This window comes from Dellaglioa sp. L3N (assembly GCF_054941095.1).
Genome location: NZ_CM142928.1, coordinates 1,396,974 through 1,414,235, shown reverse-complemented (window position 1 = coordinate 1,414,235; position 17,262 = coordinate 1,396,974). Strand labels below are relative to the sequence as shown.

At 33.5% G+C, this 17,262-nt stretch carries 33 protein-coding genes; 26 read left to right on the top strand and 7 right to left on the bottom strand.

Annotated elements, in window-relative coordinates; all coding sequences use genetic code 11:
- Nucleotides 1-209: 209 nt before the first annotated feature.
- From ACVPPR_RS07170 to ACVPPR_RS07145, 6 genes are all read right to left on the bottom strand, one after another.
- Entirely contained in the window at nucleotides 210-1,322 is a 1,113-nt protein-coding gene (locus tag ACVPPR_RS07170; RefSeq protein WP_462304043.1) for a tyrosine-type recombinase/integrase, read from the bottom strand.
- A 41-nt stretch (nucleotides 1,323-1,363) separates the two neighbouring features.
- A complete protein-coding gene (locus ACVPPR_RS07165) occupies nucleotides 1,364-2,851 on the bottom strand; it encodes an RNA-binding domain-containing protein (RefSeq protein ID WP_462304042.1) in 1,488 nt (495 codons plus the stop codon).
- 254 nt (nucleotides 2,852-3,105) lie between these two features.
- Nucleotides 3,106-3,687: a hypothetical protein gene (locus ACVPPR_RS07160; RefSeq protein ID WP_462304041.1), complete on the bottom strand. Its 582-nt coding sequence runs from the start codon at nucleotides 3,685-3,687 to the stop codon at nucleotides 3,106-3,108.
- Nucleotides 3,688-3,763: 76 nt separating this feature from the next.
- Nucleotides 3,764-4,345, bottom strand: a complete 582-nt coding sequence (locus tag ACVPPR_RS07155) for a DUF5067 domain-containing protein (protein WP_462304040.1) — start codon at nucleotides 4,343-4,345, stop codon at nucleotides 3,764-3,766.
- A 31-nt stretch (nucleotides 4,346-4,376) separates the two neighbouring features.
- A complete protein-coding gene (locus ACVPPR_RS07150; RefSeq protein WP_462304039.1) occupies nucleotides 4,377-4,769 on the bottom strand; it encodes an ImmA/IrrE family metallo-endopeptidase in 393 nt (130 codons plus the stop codon).
- Nucleotides 4,770-4,775: 6 nt separating this feature from the next.
- Entirely contained in the window at nucleotides 4,776-5,117 is a 342-nt protein-coding gene (locus ACVPPR_RS07145; protein ID WP_462304038.1) for a helix-turn-helix domain-containing protein, read from the bottom strand.
- Between the two features lie 168 nt (nucleotides 5,118-5,285).
- Between ACVPPR_RS07145 and ACVPPR_RS07140 the strand changes: the two genes are divergently transcribed.
- Both ACVPPR_RS07140 and ACVPPR_RS07135 read left to right on the top strand, forming a co-directional pair.
- Nucleotides 5,286-5,471, top strand: a complete 186-nt coding sequence (locus ACVPPR_RS07140; RefSeq protein WP_462304037.1) for a helix-turn-helix transcriptional regulator — start codon at nucleotides 5,286-5,288, stop codon at nucleotides 5,469-5,471.
- 38 nt (nucleotides 5,472-5,509) lie between these two features.
- Entirely contained in the window at nucleotides 5,510-5,734 is a 225-nt protein-coding gene (locus ACVPPR_RS07135) for a hypothetical protein (RefSeq protein WP_462304036.1), read from the top strand.
- Between the two features lie 119 nt (nucleotides 5,735-5,853).
- Here the strand turns inward: ACVPPR_RS07135 and ACVPPR_RS07130 are convergent, their stop codons facing one another.
- Nucleotides 5,854-6,165: a hypothetical protein gene (locus ACVPPR_RS07130; protein ID WP_462304035.1), complete on the bottom strand. Its 312-nt coding sequence runs from the start codon at nucleotides 6,163-6,165 to the stop codon at nucleotides 5,854-5,856.
- A gap of 57 nt (nucleotides 6,166-6,222) precedes the next feature.
- On the opposite strand from ACVPPR_RS07130, the gene ACVPPR_RS07125 reads away from it, so the two are divergent.
- The 24 genes from ACVPPR_RS07125 to ACVPPR_RS07010 all read left to right on the top strand — a co-directional run bounded on the left by ACVPPR_RS07125 (nucleotide 6,223) and on the right by ACVPPR_RS07010 (nucleotide 17,238).
- Complete coding sequence (locus ACVPPR_RS07125; RefSeq protein WP_462304034.1) at nucleotides 6,223-6,384, top strand: hypothetical protein; 162 nt, start codon at nucleotides 6,223-6,225, stop codon at nucleotides 6,382-6,384.
- 51 nt (nucleotides 6,385-6,435) lie between these two features.
- Nucleotides 6,436-6,996, top strand: coding sequence for a hypothetical protein (locus ACVPPR_RS07120; RefSeq protein WP_462304033.1), 561 nt, complete (start codon nucleotides 6,436-6,438; stop codon nucleotides 6,994-6,996).
- 14 nt (nucleotides 6,997-7,010) lie between these two features.
- Complete coding sequence (locus tag ACVPPR_RS07115; RefSeq protein ID WP_462304032.1) at nucleotides 7,011-7,334, top strand: DUF771 domain-containing protein; 324 nt, start codon at nucleotides 7,011-7,013, stop codon at nucleotides 7,332-7,334.
- Between the two features lie 11 nt (nucleotides 7,335-7,345).
- Nucleotides 7,346-7,528, top strand: a complete 183-nt coding sequence (locus ACVPPR_RS07110; RefSeq protein WP_462304031.1) for a hypothetical protein — start codon at nucleotides 7,346-7,348, stop codon at nucleotides 7,526-7,528.
- 102 nt (nucleotides 7,529-7,630) lie between these two features.
- Nucleotides 7,631-7,936, top strand: coding sequence for a hypothetical protein (locus ACVPPR_RS07105; RefSeq protein ID WP_462304030.1), 306 nt, complete (start codon nucleotides 7,631-7,633; stop codon nucleotides 7,934-7,936).
- Nucleotides 7,923-8,162: a helix-turn-helix domain-containing protein gene (locus tag ACVPPR_RS07100; protein ID WP_462304029.1), complete on the top strand. Its 240-nt coding sequence runs from the start codon at nucleotides 7,923-7,925 to the stop codon at nucleotides 8,160-8,162. The genes ACVPPR_RS07105 and ACVPPR_RS07100 overlap by 14 nt, the downstream gene beginning before the upstream one ends.
- A gap of 18 nt (nucleotides 8,163-8,180) precedes the next feature.
- Nucleotides 8,181-8,966 carry a phage recombination protein Bet gene (gene bet, locus ACVPPR_RS07095; protein ID WP_462304028.1) on the top strand — a complete coding sequence of 262 codons (786 nt, stop codon included), beginning with the start codon at nucleotides 8,181-8,183 and terminating at the stop codon, nucleotides 8,964-8,966.
- Nucleotides 8,950-9,738: a PD-(D/E)XK nuclease-like domain-containing protein gene (locus tag ACVPPR_RS07090; protein WP_462304027.1), complete on the top strand. Its 789-nt coding sequence runs from the start codon at nucleotides 8,950-8,952 to the stop codon at nucleotides 9,736-9,738. The genes bet and ACVPPR_RS07090 overlap by 17 nt, the downstream gene beginning before the upstream one ends.
- A gap of 11 nt (nucleotides 9,739-9,749) precedes the next feature.
- Nucleotides 9,750-10,181, top strand: coding sequence for a single-stranded DNA-binding protein (locus tag ACVPPR_RS07085; protein WP_462304026.1), 432 nt, complete (start codon nucleotides 9,750-9,752; stop codon nucleotides 10,179-10,181).
- A gap of 12 nt (nucleotides 10,182-10,193) precedes the next feature.
- Entirely contained in the window at nucleotides 10,194-11,054 is an 861-nt protein-coding gene (locus tag ACVPPR_RS07080; protein WP_462304025.1) for a DnaD domain protein, read from the top strand.
- Between the two features lie 2 nt (nucleotides 11,055-11,056).
- On the top strand, nucleotides 11,057-11,416 hold the full coding sequence (locus ACVPPR_RS07075; RefSeq protein WP_462304024.1) for a hypothetical protein: 360 nt from the start codon (nucleotides 11,057-11,059) through the stop codon (nucleotides 11,414-11,416).
- Nucleotides 11,413-11,826, top strand: a complete 414-nt coding sequence (locus ACVPPR_RS07070) for a RusA family crossover junction endodeoxyribonuclease (protein ID WP_462304023.1) — start codon at nucleotides 11,413-11,415, stop codon at nucleotides 11,824-11,826. Before ACVPPR_RS07075 ends, ACVPPR_RS07070 begins: the two co-directional genes overlap by 4 nt.
- Entirely contained in the window at nucleotides 11,819-12,025 is a 207-nt protein-coding gene (locus tag ACVPPR_RS07065; protein WP_462304022.1) for a hypothetical protein, read from the top strand. The genes ACVPPR_RS07070 and ACVPPR_RS07065 overlap by 8 nt, the downstream gene beginning before the upstream one ends.
- Nucleotides 12,026-12,098: 73 nt before the next feature.
- Nucleotides 12,099-12,584: a hypothetical protein gene (locus ACVPPR_RS07060; protein WP_462304021.1), complete on the top strand. Its 486-nt coding sequence runs from the start codon at nucleotides 12,099-12,101 to the stop codon at nucleotides 12,582-12,584.
- Entirely contained in the window at nucleotides 12,585-12,791 is a 207-nt protein-coding gene (locus ACVPPR_RS07055; protein WP_462304020.1) for a hypothetical protein, read from the top strand.
- Nucleotides 12,784-13,041 carry a hypothetical protein gene (locus tag ACVPPR_RS07050; protein WP_462304019.1) on the top strand — a complete coding sequence of 86 codons (258 nt, stop codon included), beginning with the start codon at nucleotides 12,784-12,786 and terminating at the stop codon, nucleotides 13,039-13,041. Before ACVPPR_RS07055 ends, ACVPPR_RS07050 begins: the two co-directional genes overlap by 8 nt.
- A gap of 2 nt (nucleotides 13,042-13,043) precedes the next feature.
- Nucleotides 13,044-13,397 (top strand): hypothetical protein, encoded by a 354-nt coding sequence (locus ACVPPR_RS07045; protein ID WP_462304018.1) that lies wholly within the window; start codon nucleotides 13,044-13,046, stop codon nucleotides 13,395-13,397.
- On the top strand, nucleotides 13,394-13,603 hold the full coding sequence (locus tag ACVPPR_RS07040) for a hypothetical protein (RefSeq protein WP_462304017.1): 210 nt from the start codon (nucleotides 13,394-13,396) through the stop codon (nucleotides 13,601-13,603). Before ACVPPR_RS07045 ends, ACVPPR_RS07040 begins: the two co-directional genes overlap by 4 nt.
- 40 nt (nucleotides 13,604-13,643) lie before the next feature.
- On the top strand, nucleotides 13,644-13,919 hold the full coding sequence (locus ACVPPR_RS07035; protein WP_462304016.1) for a hypothetical protein: 276 nt from the start codon (nucleotides 13,644-13,646) through the stop codon (nucleotides 13,917-13,919).
- Nucleotides 13,916-14,128: a hypothetical protein gene (locus ACVPPR_RS07030; RefSeq protein WP_462304015.1), complete on the top strand. Its 213-nt coding sequence runs from the start codon at nucleotides 13,916-13,918 to the stop codon at nucleotides 14,126-14,128. The genes ACVPPR_RS07035 and ACVPPR_RS07030 overlap by 4 nt, the downstream gene beginning before the upstream one ends.
- Before the next feature lie 346 nt (nucleotides 14,129-14,474).
- A complete protein-coding gene (locus ACVPPR_RS07025) occupies nucleotides 14,475-14,882 on the top strand; it encodes an ArpU family phage packaging/lysis transcriptional regulator (protein WP_462304014.1) in 408 nt (135 codons plus the stop codon).
- Between the two features lie 222 nt (nucleotides 14,883-15,104).
- Nucleotides 15,105-15,347: a DUF2829 domain-containing protein gene (locus ACVPPR_RS07020; protein ID WP_462304013.1), complete on the top strand. Its 243-nt coding sequence runs from the start codon at nucleotides 15,105-15,107 to the stop codon at nucleotides 15,345-15,347.
- A 75-nt stretch (nucleotides 15,348-15,422) separates the two neighbouring features.
- Complete coding sequence (locus tag ACVPPR_RS07015) at nucleotides 15,423-15,941, top strand: terminase small subunit (protein ID WP_462298834.1); 519 nt, start codon at nucleotides 15,423-15,425, stop codon at nucleotides 15,939-15,941.
- Nucleotides 15,925-17,238, top strand: a complete 1,314-nt coding sequence (locus ACVPPR_RS07010; RefSeq protein WP_462304012.1) for a PBSX family phage terminase large subunit — start codon at nucleotides 15,925-15,927, stop codon at nucleotides 17,236-17,238. The genes ACVPPR_RS07015 and ACVPPR_RS07010 overlap by 17 nt, the downstream gene beginning before the upstream one ends.
- Nucleotides 17,239-17,262: the final 24 nt, after the last annotated feature.

Here is a 17,262-nt window from a genome sequence, read left to right as displayed (position 1 = left end):
GCACGGTGTTAAAGGTAATGGGATGTCCCTGATCGACGTATTAACCACATGATGACCGATTAACAACCAAATTACAAAAAAATAGAAAGCATTGGTATAAAAGTAATTATTTAAAAAGTAGAGCAATAAACCGATAGATAAGCACTGAATATTTAACCACACAGTTACCACGTTTTTATGGGTTAACCACACAAAAACCACACCTATTTTTAAAGCTTATTTAGTACGTCCATAGCCTTATTATTCTCTTGTTCACGACTAGTTTTAAGCAAATGAGTATAAATATTATACGTCACGCTTATGTTAGCATGTCCTAAACGTTCGGAAATATAATTAATAGAAACGTCTTGAGCTATTAGCATAGAAGCGTGAGTATGACGTAGGCCATGAAAAGTAATTTTATTTTTAGCGTTAATTTCTGAAAGGAGATTTCTAAGAACTTTGTTCACAGCGTTATCGCTTGGTACTTCGTGACGTTTTGTAATAAATACAAAGTTTAATTTATTGTTAAAATTTTGTTTTGAAAATTCGTTTTCTTGTTCTGTTTTTAGTTTTTTTAACATAGTTATCAGAGTATCATTAATTGAAATAGTGCGGACGGATGAAGTGGTTTTAGTTTTTTTAAATCCAGTTCTGTGTATATAATCATACGCTTTATCAATTTGAACAGTTCGTTCGACTAGGTCCACACAGTCCCAAGTTAATCCGGTTACTTCTCCATAACGACATCCGGTTAATAGTCCGAAAAGTATCTCAAGACGTGTAATCGTCAAGAATGAGCCGGTATCAATACATAACTTCTTAAGTTTTTCAGCTTCATCGTATTCAATAAACTTAAGGCTATTATCTTTAGATTCTTTCCCACTTATTAAAGCACCAAATGTAAAATCACGTGTAACAATTCCATCATTCATAGCGTAACGAACAGCATTTTTAAAGTAGTTATTAAGATGACTGGTACTGGCTTTAGCATGTGTTAATGCATATGTATCTAGCAACCGCTGATAGTCATATGTTTTTATACTTTTTAGCTTTTTATCTCCAAAAGTATTTTCAACTAATCTGATAGCTGATTTATATTTAGATTCTGTAGTCGGGTGCAACCGACCGATTTTATACGTTTCTGCCCACGTTTTAAAATATTCAGCGAATGAGATGTCAGATAGCTCTGATAATGTGCCATCTTTTTTCTTCAATTCTAATTCTAAAGCAGCGTCTTGTGCGTCTTTTCTACGTTTGAATCCACTCTTAGATTTACTATGTTTAGAGTCTAGCCATACACGGTAGGTCCATAGGTTATTGCGTTTGAATATCTGAGCCATAAGCAACTCCTTTCATAGTAAATTATACTGACTGATTTAGATTAATTAGGACTATTAAAACCGTCTTCAACACGTTTCAATAGTAATTTCATTCCTAACATACCGCTTTCTTCGTTCATATTGGTTGAATAGGCAGTACTTCTGCCATTTCCAATTTTTATTAATATATTATTTTCAATTAATTCGTCAACGGTGTTTCTTACTGTATAATCACTTAGATTAAGCTCATTAGCAGCATCTTTTATTTTAAAAGTCGATCTTTCAACAGCAAATAAAACTATATTTTTCTGGTTTTCATCTAAATCTTTTAAAGAAGATGCTAAATCTGTTTTCCATATTCTTATCGAAGTACTGTCAGATTGATTTTTAATATCTGGAGTACGGAGACTATTTTTTTGTGCTGAACTAAAAATAGTAGGTCCGCCTGACCCGGCTCTTTCCGCAATTCCGACTTTTCTGAATAAAAGAGACAATATTCCATTTCTACATTTTGATGTGTTACCGTGTATAAATTCTTGTTTACTTACACGCATATTTCCAGGATTGTAAAATTCTAAATAATCATCATACTCGTCTATTCGAATAGGGGTATCTGAACCGTAGTATGCATGCATGATAGTATTAACAAGTGCTTCTTTAATAGCATTTTTCATATCAGAATAATAGGATCCTCTAGTCATATCTTCATCTTGAGTAAATTTATCAGGAATGTTGTTATATAAAATTTCAGACACTTTATTGTAAAACGAAAAAATATTTAAATTAGGGAAATTCATATCACCTGTAGAAACTCTATTTTCCCATTTATTATCTAATGAAGAATATTTTTTGAAATAATCTAATTGAAAATTTGGATAACGGGAAGTTATTGCGTTGTAATTACCGAAAAAAAGTAAGCCGGCGATTGTGAGCTTTTGTTTTCTATCGGTATTTGAATAATCAATTTTAGTTGCACCAATATTAAATAAAAAATCAGAATAATTTAAATCCTGTAAATCTTGATTACCAGTATTTTTAATTATTATTGAACGATAGTTCTCAATGTCAACTATATTTAAATCGTCTATGGTGTAGTTGTCTAATAATTCGGAATCCATTTCTTCGGACGAATTAGCAATCATATATTTAAATTGAGAGGGCGTTGCCTTATGGTCACCATCTCCAAGCCGCATATAACAATTTTCTTTTGAATTATTTAAATATACCGGTTTTTGCATAAATGATGCTTCCGGTATTTTTATACTGATAGTCATTTTTCCTTCAAGCTTAAAAACTGTGATATTATCTTCATTTATTAAGTTAGCGCTGACTTTATTAGTATTACAAACTAAGGATAATAATTCCGTTCTTAATTTTTCCTGATTTTCAACACCGACAATTTTAAAAGTTCCTTTAGTTTCTTCGGAAACACCTAATACGATGGTGCCACCTTTAGTGTTGGCAAATGCACTGTAAGTCTCCCAAAAACTTTTTGGAAGTGTGTTACTTGAAGTTTTATATTCTAGCTGGATACCTTCGTTTTTTAACATAAATAACTCCTTTATTTTTTCTTAAAAAAGTAAATCAAAAGTAAATCAAAAGTAAATCAAAAGTAAAAACGCCTATATATTAGGATTTTCACAAAATTATTGATAAATATATGTAATAATCAAAAGAAAAACAAAAGAATAGCTTTTTTACGTTTTTTGTGGTATGAAGAAAATTTTATTATCGTTAGTTAGAAAACGTACGTTCTTTTTATCTGTAAAATAAAAGCCCAATAGGGCAATTAATAAAAATGTTTTTATAATTTTATATCGAATGATTTTCTGCAGTTTAGGCAGATGGCGTGATATTTTTTACCACGTTTACCCGCAAATCCAGCAATTGTTCCAATGCCACCGGTCAATACAGCCCCGCCAACAGCTTTGCCAACAGAAAAAGCTTTCTTCTTATTATCTAATATTTGAATATTAGTAGATTTACATTTAGGGCAATGAGGGGAATTCGCTGCGTGTTTTTTCTCTTTTGCTTCTTTGACATAACTTTCGGCATTTTTCATTTTAGCCATATTGTTAACAGTGTTCAGTCTAGTAGAGGTATCTTCTAGTTTTTTGTTCTTTTCTATTAAATCATTATACTTAATTTCAGCTGATTCAAATCTATCATTGCTTTCTAAAATATTTTGTTCTGAAATAATAAGTTCTTTTTGTTTATTAATAATTTGAGTATTTAATATATGCAGCTGTTGATCTAAATCAAAGTTAGATTGTTCTTTTATAGAAAGTTTGATATTCGTTTGTATCTTTAATAGGGCATTTTCTTTTTCAAGTTCGTTAATTTTGTTTTTAAACTCAGTTAATTTAAATACATCTGATAATGTCATAATAGCTCCTCCGAAGTTTTTATTGTTGCAAAACGAGTAGTGGGGATCGCACCCACTTAATATAGCTATTGGAAATTTATTTAACGCTATAAATTTTTTTGCCAATCGTTTGGAAATCTGAGTTAGAGAATTTTAAAGTAACATCACTAGTATTTTCAAGTGTAAAAACAATAATCGCTTTTGTAGTTTTCCCCGGTAATAATTTATCAGTTAATGCATCATTTTCTTTTTGAAGAGGAACATTCATTTCAGAATCATATGGAGCAGAGCCGGGATTTAGATTCTTATTTGCCGTGTCCGTTTTTTGATACGCATGTAAAACCATAAATATATTTGATGGATCTTGTTCTTTATCTGAGTTGTTAGTAATATCCGTATGTAATACTATGACTTTTGATTTATCGTCTAAACCAGAGTCTGAAACTTCAGTTTTAGTAAATTTATAAGTTAATATTCCTGCCGAAAATGTATTATTTTTAAATGACCATTTATCATTCGAAGCGTCTTTTGGGTTCGTTTTTCTTGAAGAAGCTTTTTCAACCTTAGAACTACTTGATTGTGATGAACTAGCTTTCTTATCATTAGGTGTTGATGAACCACATGCTGTGAAAAGTAACGTAGATAATAATAAAGATGTAATTAATAGCGTTTTTTTCATAATATTTATTCCTCCAAAGTTTGTGTTAGTTTTAACTGCTTTTTGCGTTAAATCCGTAAGTTTCTCCAACTTCACGTAAGTAGTCCACATTAACTCCTAAATCATCGGCAACCTCAAAGTCATTAACATCCTTATCAGCGAATGTTTGAAGATCAACTTCTGGTATTAGATTTTTCATGCCCCAAACTCTAGCTTTCCGTTCCTGTTTTCTATTACTGATTGAATTAGTAGGTGTTATATTACCAATAGTTGTTTCATAGTGGCCAAGTTCTTCATACAACCACTGTAACTTTTCTTCACTTGATAAATTACAATCAAGTAGAATACGGTTTCCAATAATTAATCCGCGAATACCAGTAGGCATATCAACGCATTTTAATGACAGGTTAGGGTAGCTAGACATAATCTTTTCGATTTCATTCATACATAACTAGTCCTTTTTGAGTCTGTTTTTTTCGTCTCTATCTTTAATATATTCTTGCTTTTGAAATTCAATAAACTTATTGATTTCTTCTATTTGTTGTTCTGTTAAATTGTCATCCATATGAGCAGCAACTAATAAGTCATCATGTGGTCCATTAACTCGACCGAGTAAATAATCGGTTGATACGTTAAAATATTCAGCTATTTTTGTTAGTAATTCAAAATCTGGTTCTCTGTTTCCAATTTCATACGCCGTGTAGGCTGGTCGTGTAACACCAATAGCGTCAGCAACTTGCTGTTGCGTCCTATTCATATTCTTTCTTAGTTCTTTTATTCGTTCTGAAAACATAAAGAGGCTCCTTTCGACAGCGAATTGTAACAATTTGTTACAACTAACATAGTAACATTTTGTTACCGATAATAAAGTTTCATTTTGTTACAAGAACACGTTGACAAGTAACAATGTGTGACGTATTATAATAGGAGTAACGTAGTGAAACATTAAGGCGGTGATTAAATGAGAACGTGGCTCAAAGAAAAAAGAGTAGCTAAAAGTATGACTCAAAAAGAGGTTGCAGATAAGTCAGGCATACAAAGAGCGTATTATACAGCTATAGAAAATGGAACTAGGCGTCCTAGCCCAGAAGTAGCGCAGGATATAGCAAAAACATTAAAATTTAAATGGGTTATTTTTTTTAATTAATATAGTAACGAAATGAAACCTTTAAGGAGGTGCCAGCAATGGAAAAATTAAGTTTATCTATAAAACGTAATGACTGTGATGCAGAAATATCAGCTGACTATGACATTAGGTTAGGTAACTGGATTTTAGGAGCAGGAGTTACCAACTTTAATCTTGATATGCCCGCGAGAGGAAAGCCGGTATTAAAGATTACCTGTGAGCTTGACGACGTAGACATAGTACTGCGGGATGTCATTACTCAATTTGATATAGCCAAAGAGTAAAGCTTACGGAAAGGAGGTGACAACATGAAAAATGAAACTATATGGCATTTGGTTGGAGTAGTACTTAGTTTACTTACGTCAGTAGTGACCGTGTTCATTTTGGCAAAACTAGGAATAATTTAGAAAAAGCCTTTAATCCAAATTGTAATTAAGGTTGTAATGAACGCTAGGACTATTGGAGTAATAACGCTCCATACGATTCTGGCAAATAATATTTCTTTTATGTCTTGGAAATATGTAACACCAGTTTTAGTTACAGTAACACCGTAAGTTCTATCAGAATAGTTAGTTAATGAAATTAAACCTTTTGCGTTTAAAAACCTAAGTCTTTCATAAGACATATCGGATTCGGATAGCATTAATTTAGATAAATGTCTGTTTTTACTATCCATAATTAATAATTTTTTTAAATCTTTTCTATATTTACTCATAGAAATACCAGCTTTCGCATTTACTTCTATTCTACCAAATTTAAGGAGGTGATAACCATGAAAGAAAAACTAATCGCAGCAATCTTAACCATGCCAAGATTTGAAGAAGAGCAACGACCAATGCTAGAACGTATGAGTGTTGAGACTTTAAACAATATTTTAGATATTGAAACTAAATATGTAGAGCAACAAGTTAATGATCTAATCGCTTTGGCATAGGTTAATTATAACCAACGTATTAAGTATAAAAAATAACGGAGTGTGAATAATATGAACCAGAACCATATCAGCAGAATCGTTATTCATAGTGGTGTGAACATTATGAATACGTTACCTAGAACGATGAAGATTAACAGAATGTCATCAACACGGTTAGGAAATGAAATGGGATATTCGCAATCGAATATTTCAAAAATGGCACATGGCAAAACAGAACTGCAGTTTGATTCAGTTCAATCGATATTGAAAAAAATGCCAGATAATCAATTTTTGGCAATGGATATAGCAAATAAGTTAATCGGTGTGAGCGTTCCGATTATTAACGGTAACAAGGTAGTGAAGGAGTCGTTAGCGATGGCGATTAAAGCAATGCCAGAATTACATCAATCAATAGAAGCGATTAAAGAGAGCTTAGACGAGTTAACAATTCCAGTTGAGGAATTAACCGAGAAGGACTTAGTTGATCCAATCAAAGCGATTAACGAATCATGGGATGTTGTTTTATATTTAACTAACTTTATAGCATTTGTATCTGAAGAACATCATTTATCAATGCAGCAGAGTTTAGATGAACGAAATGTTAAATGGAAGATGGAAGGAATAACGGCATAGAAAGGGGCAGGATTATGAATCTTAATATGGAGCCTGAGATGATACCAGCGATGATAACTATACCTGATGGATTTGAGTTAATCAGTAGAGAAGAACATGACCGGTTAGAAGCTGATAAGCAGATTATGTGGGATTTAAATAAAGCGGTTGAAGTTACTGGGTTTTCTAAAAAAGAATTAACCATGATATTTCAGAGTTTCAAAAATGGATTAGACGTTGATCGTGGTGGTTGTGTGTACTATCCATATAACGGCGGTAAATACAAAATTGAATCATCTAAATTCATTAAATTTATCAGAGTTAATTTCAAGGGGATTATGGAAACAATAAAATCATAGGAGGAATGAACATGATGGCAATAGTAGATTTACCAAGCTTCATCTTTGGAGCTGTAAATGCAGGAATAATCATTTTAGGTGTTTACAACAGAGACAGGATTGAAAAATTTAATAAGGAATTATTATTCGGAAAGGAGAAACAAAATGAAATTCACTTTACCAGTCGCAGGGATGCACAAAAGAAGAGCGCTTAATTTTATGCACAAAAAAACTGCCTACGATCCTACTCGTAAACAGTTGAACAGAACTATTTTGGAAAATATCTTATTAGCTAATGTTAGCAGAAATGGCGGTAAATGACAATGCAATTAACATTTAATGATAGACAGCTAGCTGATGAAGCGGCTGACAGAGCGTTTATGAATACGACCGCTGTTGTGCTTGATTTTAATGATCGCCCAATTTTTTCAGATGAAGAAATTTATTCATACGGTAAAGATTATTTTACAAAAGATACTGTTGATGAATACGTAGAATATCTTATTGAAAATCATGCTAAAGAAGTTTTAAAGGACTTATTGGAAAATCATGGAGCAATTGAAACTATGGAAGACTTAGGTGCAGAAGAAGTTAAAGAGGAAACTATTGATGATAGATATTAGATTAAGAGTTTTGCTCGCAGAAAGAAGACTGACAGTAACTCAATTATCAGAAATGACAGGAGTATCAAGAAATACTTTAGGGGCATTAAGAACAGGAAAAAGTAAGATGGTTCAATTGAATACATTGGATAAAATCATGATGGCTTTAGACATAGATGACATTTCACAATTAATTCAATATGTTCCTACAGAAGAAAAAATGGATAAACCAATAGGATTTTCATAATAAAGGAGACGAATAAAAATGGCTAATGCATTAATGGAACACGTAGAGGAATTTGAAGTAAACGGCGAACAAGTTAGATTGAGTGGCGATACCATTTCAACATTTATCAAAAGTGGTAACGGAGCAATTACTGATCAAGAAGCTTTTATGTTTTTGCAATTATGTAAGTTTCAACATTTGAATCCATATTTAAATGAAGCTTATCTGGTTAAGTTTGGAAGTTCACCAGCACAAATCATTGTGTCAAAAGAAGCCTTTATGAAACGAGCTAATGCTAACGGTCACTTTAAAGGAATGACGGCAGGAATCGTCGTACAGCGTGGCGATGACATGGTTGAGCTGGAAGGCGCATTAAAGTTACCGAAAGATATTTTGATAGGTGGTTGGGCAGAAGTAGTCAGAGATGATAGAACACAACCAATTAAGATTATTTTATCGATGGAAGAATTTGGCAAAGGACAATCAACTTGGAAATCAATGCCACAAAATATGATTCGAAAGACAGCAATTGTTAACGCCTTACGAGAAGCGTTTCCTGAGACCTTAGGCAGCATGTATACAGAAGATGATAAAAGCCCTAATGATACCGCTAAAGTTGTAGAAACAGCTGAAACAAAAGCACCATCTGGTATTGAAGCAAGAATGAATACAGAAATCGAAGCTAAACAACCTCCTAAAAAGGAGCCAGAAAAAGAAACAGAAGTTATTGACGCTGAAATTGTTGAAGAACAAGCATCGGGGGATTTATTTACACAATCAGGTGTAGATAAATTTACGGGTAAAGCTAATGATAACGCTGAATAGAAGCAACTATTACTCAAACAAAACAGACTGGCAGTATATGTCGGTCTCTTGGTTTAAACGGTTTGTGAAGTGCGAGGCGTCTGCTGTATACGATATGAATCATCCAACAGAAAATAATGCACTGCCGTTAATAGTCGGTAACTATGTTCATTCTTATTTTGAAAGTGCCCAGGCACATCAAGATTTTATCGAAGAGAAAAAAGAATTTATTTATAAGAATAGCAAGGCACGTTATGTTGCATTTGATAATGCCGACTTAATGATTGAATCATTAGCTAAGCAACCAATTTTTAAAGCAGCCTACAAAGGAGAACGTGAAGTGATCCTGACAGGTAAATTATTTGATACTAATTGGAAAGCACGTATTGATTGCTTGAACGTTGAAGAAGGCTACTTCTGTGATATTAAAACGTCAGCAGACATTCATAAGCGCTTCTGGAACAACGAAAAAAGAACATGGGAATCATTTGTTGATGGTTATGGCTACACGTTACAAATGGCAATTTATAGCAAGTTACTCGAATTAAAGTATGGCAAACCATTCACACCTTACATCATGGCAGTAACCAAATCAGATATTCCAGACGTCGCAGCGATTGCGATTAAACCTGATGATTTAGCTGAACAATTACGAACTGTTGAACTAGAATTGCCAAATATTTTAAGAGTCTTACATGGCGAAATTAACCCAGTAATGTGTGGCAAATGTGATTACTGTAAAGCACACAAGGTTGTCAAAAGCTGCGTCTACAAAGATGATTTAATCGAATAGGAGTGCATCTAATGAATCGAATTAACTTAGTTGGTCGCTTAACAGCTGACCCAGAATTAAAATACACAGTGTCAGGCATTGCGGTATTGAGTGGAACTATTGCAGTAAAAAGACAATTTAAAAATGCACAAGGTGAAAGCGTAAGCGATTTTATCCGTTATCGAATTTGGCGAAAAGCGGCAGAAGTTTTTGCTAACTATACGCATAAAGGGTCACAGGTAGCACTTGGCGGTTTTCTTGAAACAGGTAGCTATGATGACAAGAATGGCAACAAAGTTTATACGGCGGACGTCGTTGTTGATCAGTTTGATTTCTTAGATAGTAAGAATGAATCAACACAGACAAACACACAACGACCTGCATCAACTAAACAAGCAGCATCAGACCCATCCGCTAATAATGGACAGCAAGTCGATATTTCAGACGACGACCTTCCGTTTTAGGAGGGACTACTTATGAATTATTTATCACAGTTACTCGCATTTAGAGATTATCAAATGTTTGAAACCAAACTATCTTCTGGGCAAATCGCATTGTGGCATGCATTGATGCAAATCAACAATAAATGCTCATGGATTGAATGGTTCACATCTACTAATCAAATGCTTGAAACACTTTCGGGATTATCTAGGTCAGGTATTAATAAAAACAGAAATATTTTAAAACAGCTTGGACTTATTGATTTCAGAAGCAATGGTAAAAAGGCAACATCGTATAAAATATTTAAACTCTATATGTCAGATAGTACACAAGAAAGTGTACAAGATAATATCCATACGTCAGATAGTACACAACGGAGTACACAACAGAGTGTACAAGGGAGTGCACAACAAGGTGGTACATTAATTAAACATAAAGAAAAACGTAAAGAGAAACAAATAACAATTGTTGACTCGCTGCGGGACGTCGCGGATTTTTACGAACAAAACGGATTTGGAACCATGTCACCTTTCACAATCGAAAAGATAACGAAGTGGATTGATGATTTTAAAGAAGCAGGATCTAGCGAACCAGAGAAGCTAATTATTAAGGCTTTAGAAATATCCGTGGATAGCAACGTACGTAACTGGGGCTATGCAGAGGCTATCTTGAAAGGTTGGGAAACTAAAAAGTTACTGACGGTTAAAGACGTAGAAATTGCGCAAAAAAACTATAAGGGAAAGGCTAAATCGACCGGCAAAATAATTAAGAAAGAAAACTTACCTGACTGGGCTAAAGATGATTATGTGCCACCAGAAGTAGAGCCGACGATTGATAAAGTTGCCTTACAGAAACAGCTAGATGAATTTAATAAAACGGCACCTAAGGGGGATTAAACATGTATAAAGCAATCGGTATGGCAAGCCGTGATGTGTATTACGAAAACAACTTAAAAAGCGAGGTCATTAGATTTTTAAATGGCCATCAATTAAAAACTAAGTTAAATACTGACAAGGTATACCCAGAGCCTATCTTGGTGACTAATGCGGTAAATATCGGTGCGTCAAATGAGGAGAATAATCTGAATAAACATGATTATATTATTCGCCCAGTTAGCCAAGAAAACAAAACGTTTAGAAAATTCAGAAGTTGGCGCCATCTTAAAAAATTCTTCGACGTTCGAGACGAAATATTAGAAAGTGCGATTAAAAATCGGTATGAAATTAAAGGTTATTTAATTGATAAGGTAGTCCAGTGATTGAGTTAATTATATTAGGTAATCCAGTAGCACAGGGACGACCTATATTTAACAGCTATACAAAAAGGGCCCACGATCCAATCAAAAGTAAAAACTATAAGCTGTTCGTTGGCCATGAAGTTAGGAAACAATATCATGGACCATTGGTTGATTGCCCGATTAGAGTTGAGATTGACGTCTACCGTCCTAACAATAAAGGGACTAGTAAAAAGCAGATTGATTTAAGAGAGCGAAAGTTAGTTTTGCCAATAGTAAAGCCAGATGCAACAAATTATGCAAAAGGCATAGAAGATGCACTGACGGGAATCGTATGGAAAGACGATAACTTAATTGTTGAGTCGGAAACTAAGAAATACTATTCAGTTACACCACGTATTGAAGTCAGAATTAAGGAGTTGAATCATGAATAAGCAAGAACGAAAAACGAAAAAAATAGAAGAATGGAATCAATTAAAAATAGAAATGACTAAGTTGGGTGCTTACGAAGATATTGACGATTTAATCCATGTAATCAACTCATCAAGTATCTCATACGACGAATGCACAAAGCTAAAATATCAGTTAACAAGAATGATTAATCTCAAAATGAAAGGCGGACCAGTCTTATGACATACATTCAAGCAGTAGCATGCACAATCGGAGCACTAGCGTTAATAATTTACGTTTACTGGAGGAGTATCAGATGAAATACACGGAAGCAACTAAAATATTAGAAGAAGCGGGTTTCAAGGTTAGAATACACTCAACTAACGTATATGAGGTTAATTTTGTTGGCGAAGATTTACTACTAGTGATTGGGGTAGTTAAGACAAATGTACTCTGCTTGATTGATACAAATTATTTGGCATTCACTAATCTTTCCGAAATGGATAGAAAACTAGTACTCAAAACATTAAACAATTTAGCATCAACACCAATTGAAGAACGAACAGAGCCTAAACGTTATTATATTCACCGTGTGCCAGAAATGGGTGAGGATGGATATTTGATTGAATGTATTGAAGGTACAAAGGTGCATGCAAATGGAAATATCAGGATAGGGAAAGTAGGTATTAGTGCTAACGACGTACACTGGAAGCCTAGTTTCACGATGGAAGAAGTACGCAAGCTTGAAGTTAAATATGACGAAGATTATTCAGGGATGCTCGAAGAAGCGGTGGCTGGATAAATGACAAAGAAAAACGAAGCACATATCAAATTCACTAAGCGGGGCATTATTGACTACAAAAGTAATCTCAATGGTAAACAATCACTAAGACTAATCACAGAAGGTTTTGACGGCATCCTAGGTGCATTAGCGCAGGCAAATTATATACAAAAGGACGATTTAACTAGATATGTGATTTCATATTTAGAAGGTGAATTGAATGATTAAAACATACAAGAAAATAGCAAATATTCAAGCTGAACAGTTTGATGGATCACAAGAGATGATTGATAAGTATAAGATTCAAAAAATTAGAACTGACCCTGATAATGAATATTATATAGCTACATCAGATGGCATTCGTCACATTGAAATTGGTGATTGGATTATCACCGATACAAGTATTCACGTTGCTATCAAGAATAAAATTCGTGTAATGAGTAACTATACATTCCAAGCAACTTATGAGGAGGTTTAACCATGAAGTTTGATGATTGTGTTTTAGAATTAATGACTATATTTAAAGGTTCATTTATTAATGATCAACAAGAACTGATACTAGAGGAAAAATCTAATTTATTTATTTTAATTAAGGATAAAGATGAACTAGCCATTAAAGCCAATATTATTGAATGGTGTAGCAGACGTGCGGATTACAATTCTAAAATATTAAAAGGGTTAAATCTATTTTTAAAAACTAATTTTAATAATGATGATATTCACTTAGTTTATAAATTGCTAGGTAATCACATAAGACCAGATTTAACGATTAAATTTATTAAAAGTAACTATGATATTAATTTATTAATTGAGGTTCTGGAGGATGAATCATGAAAAAGTATGAAATTAAGATGGCAGATGTTAATAGCAAAATCAGAACTGTAATTCAATCAACAAATATTGAAGAAGAATATGAATTTATTAATAAATTAGCTGGTAAAATGCAACACGGCGAAGTTATTAAAAGTGAATTAAATGGAAATATTATTAATTTAAAAAACATCGTTGAGATTACATCGATTGAAGAAGTGAAAGAATGACTAAACGAATACTAGATGCATGTTGTGGAGGAGTTAAGTAATGAATAGTAAGTATAATAGACATTTAAGTGCAATCACTGATTATATTACAAGCCGTGATGACTTGTTGGGGAAACAGCAAAATTATAAAGTTGAGATTCTTTCTTCGACACCATACAATTCAACTCCGGTATTAATTGCTAATGTTGATATCAATACTTTGTTAGTTAAACGTACTATTGACACAAATAATCCATTTGTTATCAATGAACTAAATATGTTGTTTAATGGAATGAATGGAATTCTTGCCGAAGAATTTTTGAAGGTAGAAAAATGAAAATACAAAAAGAGATAAATTCAATCGATTCCTTTGTTTCATCATTATCTTGTTGGCAAGCGATAAATTTAAAAATGAATTTTTTGAAACTTGAGAATCCTGATATCTCTAGTGAAGAAGCATATGAAAAATCAGTTATAGATTTTTCAACGGATCGAGAAGAACTAAAAAGAGATATCGAACAATTAATTGGGACGATAATGTTTTAACTCGAGCATGGATGAGAATGTTGCTATTAAAGGATTTACCATTTTTTATACGCGTTAATCGTATTCTCAAGCAGGAAATATATTTTAATTAAGGGATGCATAGGAGGATTTAACTAATGATGTTAATTTTTTCTTGAAAAGTAAGGAGGATTTAAATGATTAAAGCAATAGTAAACTTATTAGAATTGTTAGCAATGCTATTCGTCATTATTTTTTCGGTAATTATATTAATGAAGTTTACAGTAAACGTGTGGGACTTTTTCTTTTAGGCACAAAAAAAGCCACCCTTAAAGGTAGCTGTAAGTAATCGCGTAAATTAATTATAGCATACAAAAGGGGTGGCTAAATGTTATTAGATGAACTTGATGAGACTGCTACAAAACGTAATTCAATTAAAGTGTTAAGAAGTTATCCGAGATATAAACGTATCGCTAATAGGAATATCCTATTTCTACAATCACCAGCCATGGAAGGTATGCCTAAAAGTAAATCAGGTGCCAATAATGAAGAAGTTAAAATTGTTAATAAGTTAGAAGCAGAGACTATCGTTAAAACGATTGAACATTGTATTGAATCAATTGTTGGCAGTGATTATAGAATGCTACTTGAGAATACGTATATTCATGGAGATTCAGATTACGAGATACAGAGTACTTTAGGCATTAGCAAAAGCACCCAAGATAGAATGCTAAAAGTAGCATTACTTAACTTTGCAGAAGCATATCCACTAGAAGAGCTGTTAGCATTTTGCTAATAGTTTTTTATTTTGACCAAAATCTGACCAAAAAGTGAACAAATATTGACCAAAATCTGACGTATTTTGCACGGATTAAGGTGTTATATTTGTAGAGTAGAAAGTTTTAAATAACCACTCCTTTGGGAAACGCAGTCGTCTAAATTTGGTAAGACTGAAATATGCAGGTTCGAGACCTGCCTGTGTTATAAAACAATAATTTAAAATAAAAGGAGATCTATTATGAATTTTGGCAAAGCACTAGAATGTTTAAAACAAGGTAAGAGCATCGCACGTAAAGGTTGGAACGGCAAAGGCATCTTTATCAAATTGCAATTACCAAATGAAGATTCTGATATGACTCATGAGTACATTTATATTGATACAACAGGATTGATTACTGACAATGAAGATGCGCCCAGAGACCTTGTACCATGGTTAGCAAGTCAAACAGATATGTTAGCGGAAGATTGGGTAACAGTTTAATAGATAAGCAAGGCTATTCAGATGAGTGGTCTTTTTTTGTATCTAAAATTAATTAGAAGGAGTGTGGTGATTCATGTGAGACTTACAGAGAAACAACGGCGATTTGCCGATGAGTATATTAAGAGTGGCAATGCTACTCAATCAGCTATTAATGCAGGTTATAGTAAGAAAACTGCACAGCAAACAGGAAGTGAAAACCTGTTAAAACCTGTTATTAAAAAGTATGTAGGCGAACGTATGAAACAACTTGCTTCTGAACGAATAATGAGTGCCACAGAAGCGGTTGAGCTACTTTCTAGTATAGCTAGAGGGGAAGAGAAAGAAACGGTTATAATAAGCAGTCCTTTAGGTGCAGAGGAGTTCACAAAGGAAGCTGATTTAAAGACTCGTATCGTTGCAGCGAAAGAAATATTGAAGAGATATCCGTTAAATGATAAGAGTTCATTAGAAGTTGAACAGATTCGCAAGGTTAAGGCTGAAGCGGATATCAAAGAAGCAGAGGTTGCAGCTATTAACAATACTGATAATGATGGTATTACAATAGAAATCAATCAAACAGATCGAAGGGATTTATCAGATGAAAATAAAGATTAATTTAGATGATATGATAAATCCTCACTTCGATTACGTCTTGTATTCTAATGCGTTGAATAAGGTCCTTAAAGGTGGACGTGGTTCAACTAAGTCATCAGTGATTAGCTTAAGGATTGTGATTGATTTCCTGCAAGATAGCAACGCCAATGCCTTAATCATTCGTAAGGTTGCCAATACACTTGAATTATCTGTATATGAACAAATTAAATGGGCCATTTATCAATTACATGTTGATAGTCAATTTAAGTTTACTAAGTCGCCATATCGAATTATGCATAAGCCAACAGGTACAGCGTTCTATTTTAGTGGATTAGATGACCCAGCTAAGTTGAAATCAATGTTAGTTGCTAAAGGATATGTTCAGTGGATTTGGTTTGAAGAGCTAGCTGAGTTTGATAGCTGGGAAGAAGTCGATACAGTACGTGCTTCTTTTACTCGTAAAGTATTGCCACCTGGTAAACATGTCATCACTTACTATTCCTACAATCCGCCTAAGAATCCATATGATTGGATAAACAAATGGATTGCTGAACGTTCAGGATTAGATGGTTGGTATATTGACCATTCAACTTATCAAGATGTGACGTTGCCAAATATCTTATCTGATGACTATCTGAATGAGATTGAGACAGTTAAGAACAATGATTTAAATTATTATAAGTGGATGTATTTAGGTGAAGCAATCGGCTTAGGTAATAACGTTTATAATATGAATCTATTTAAACGGATTAAAGGATTATTTACTGATGATCCTATTAGTTGTCTATATTATTCAGCCGATGTCGGTCATCAGACAAGTGCCGATGCGGTTGGTTGTTTTGCTTTAACTGCAAAAGGTAAAGTTATTTTAATAGATACTTATTACTATTCTCCAGCTGGACAGACGAATAAGAAGCCACCTAGTGAGCTTAGCAAGGACTTCTATGAATTTATCAAGAAGTCATCGGTTATCAATGGCAGAACATACCAAATTCGCAACCGAACAATTGATAGTGCTGAAGGTGGTGTACGTAACCAATATTTCTATGATTACGGTCAACGCTGGCACCCAGTAGCTAAAAAGAAAAATGTAGATATGGTCGACTTTGTGCAGATACTACTGGCACAAGGTCGTTTTTATTATCTGGATACTGAGAACAATAAAATATTTATCGACCAACATCAACGTTATCGCTGGGATGAAAAGACATTGCAAAGTGAAGACCCGTCAGTTATTAAAGAAGACGATCATATGCCAGATATGTTTAAGTATTTTGTAATTGATAACGCTAAGGACCTTAGATGGAAACAGAGGTGATTGAATGTTTGAAAAAATTAAACA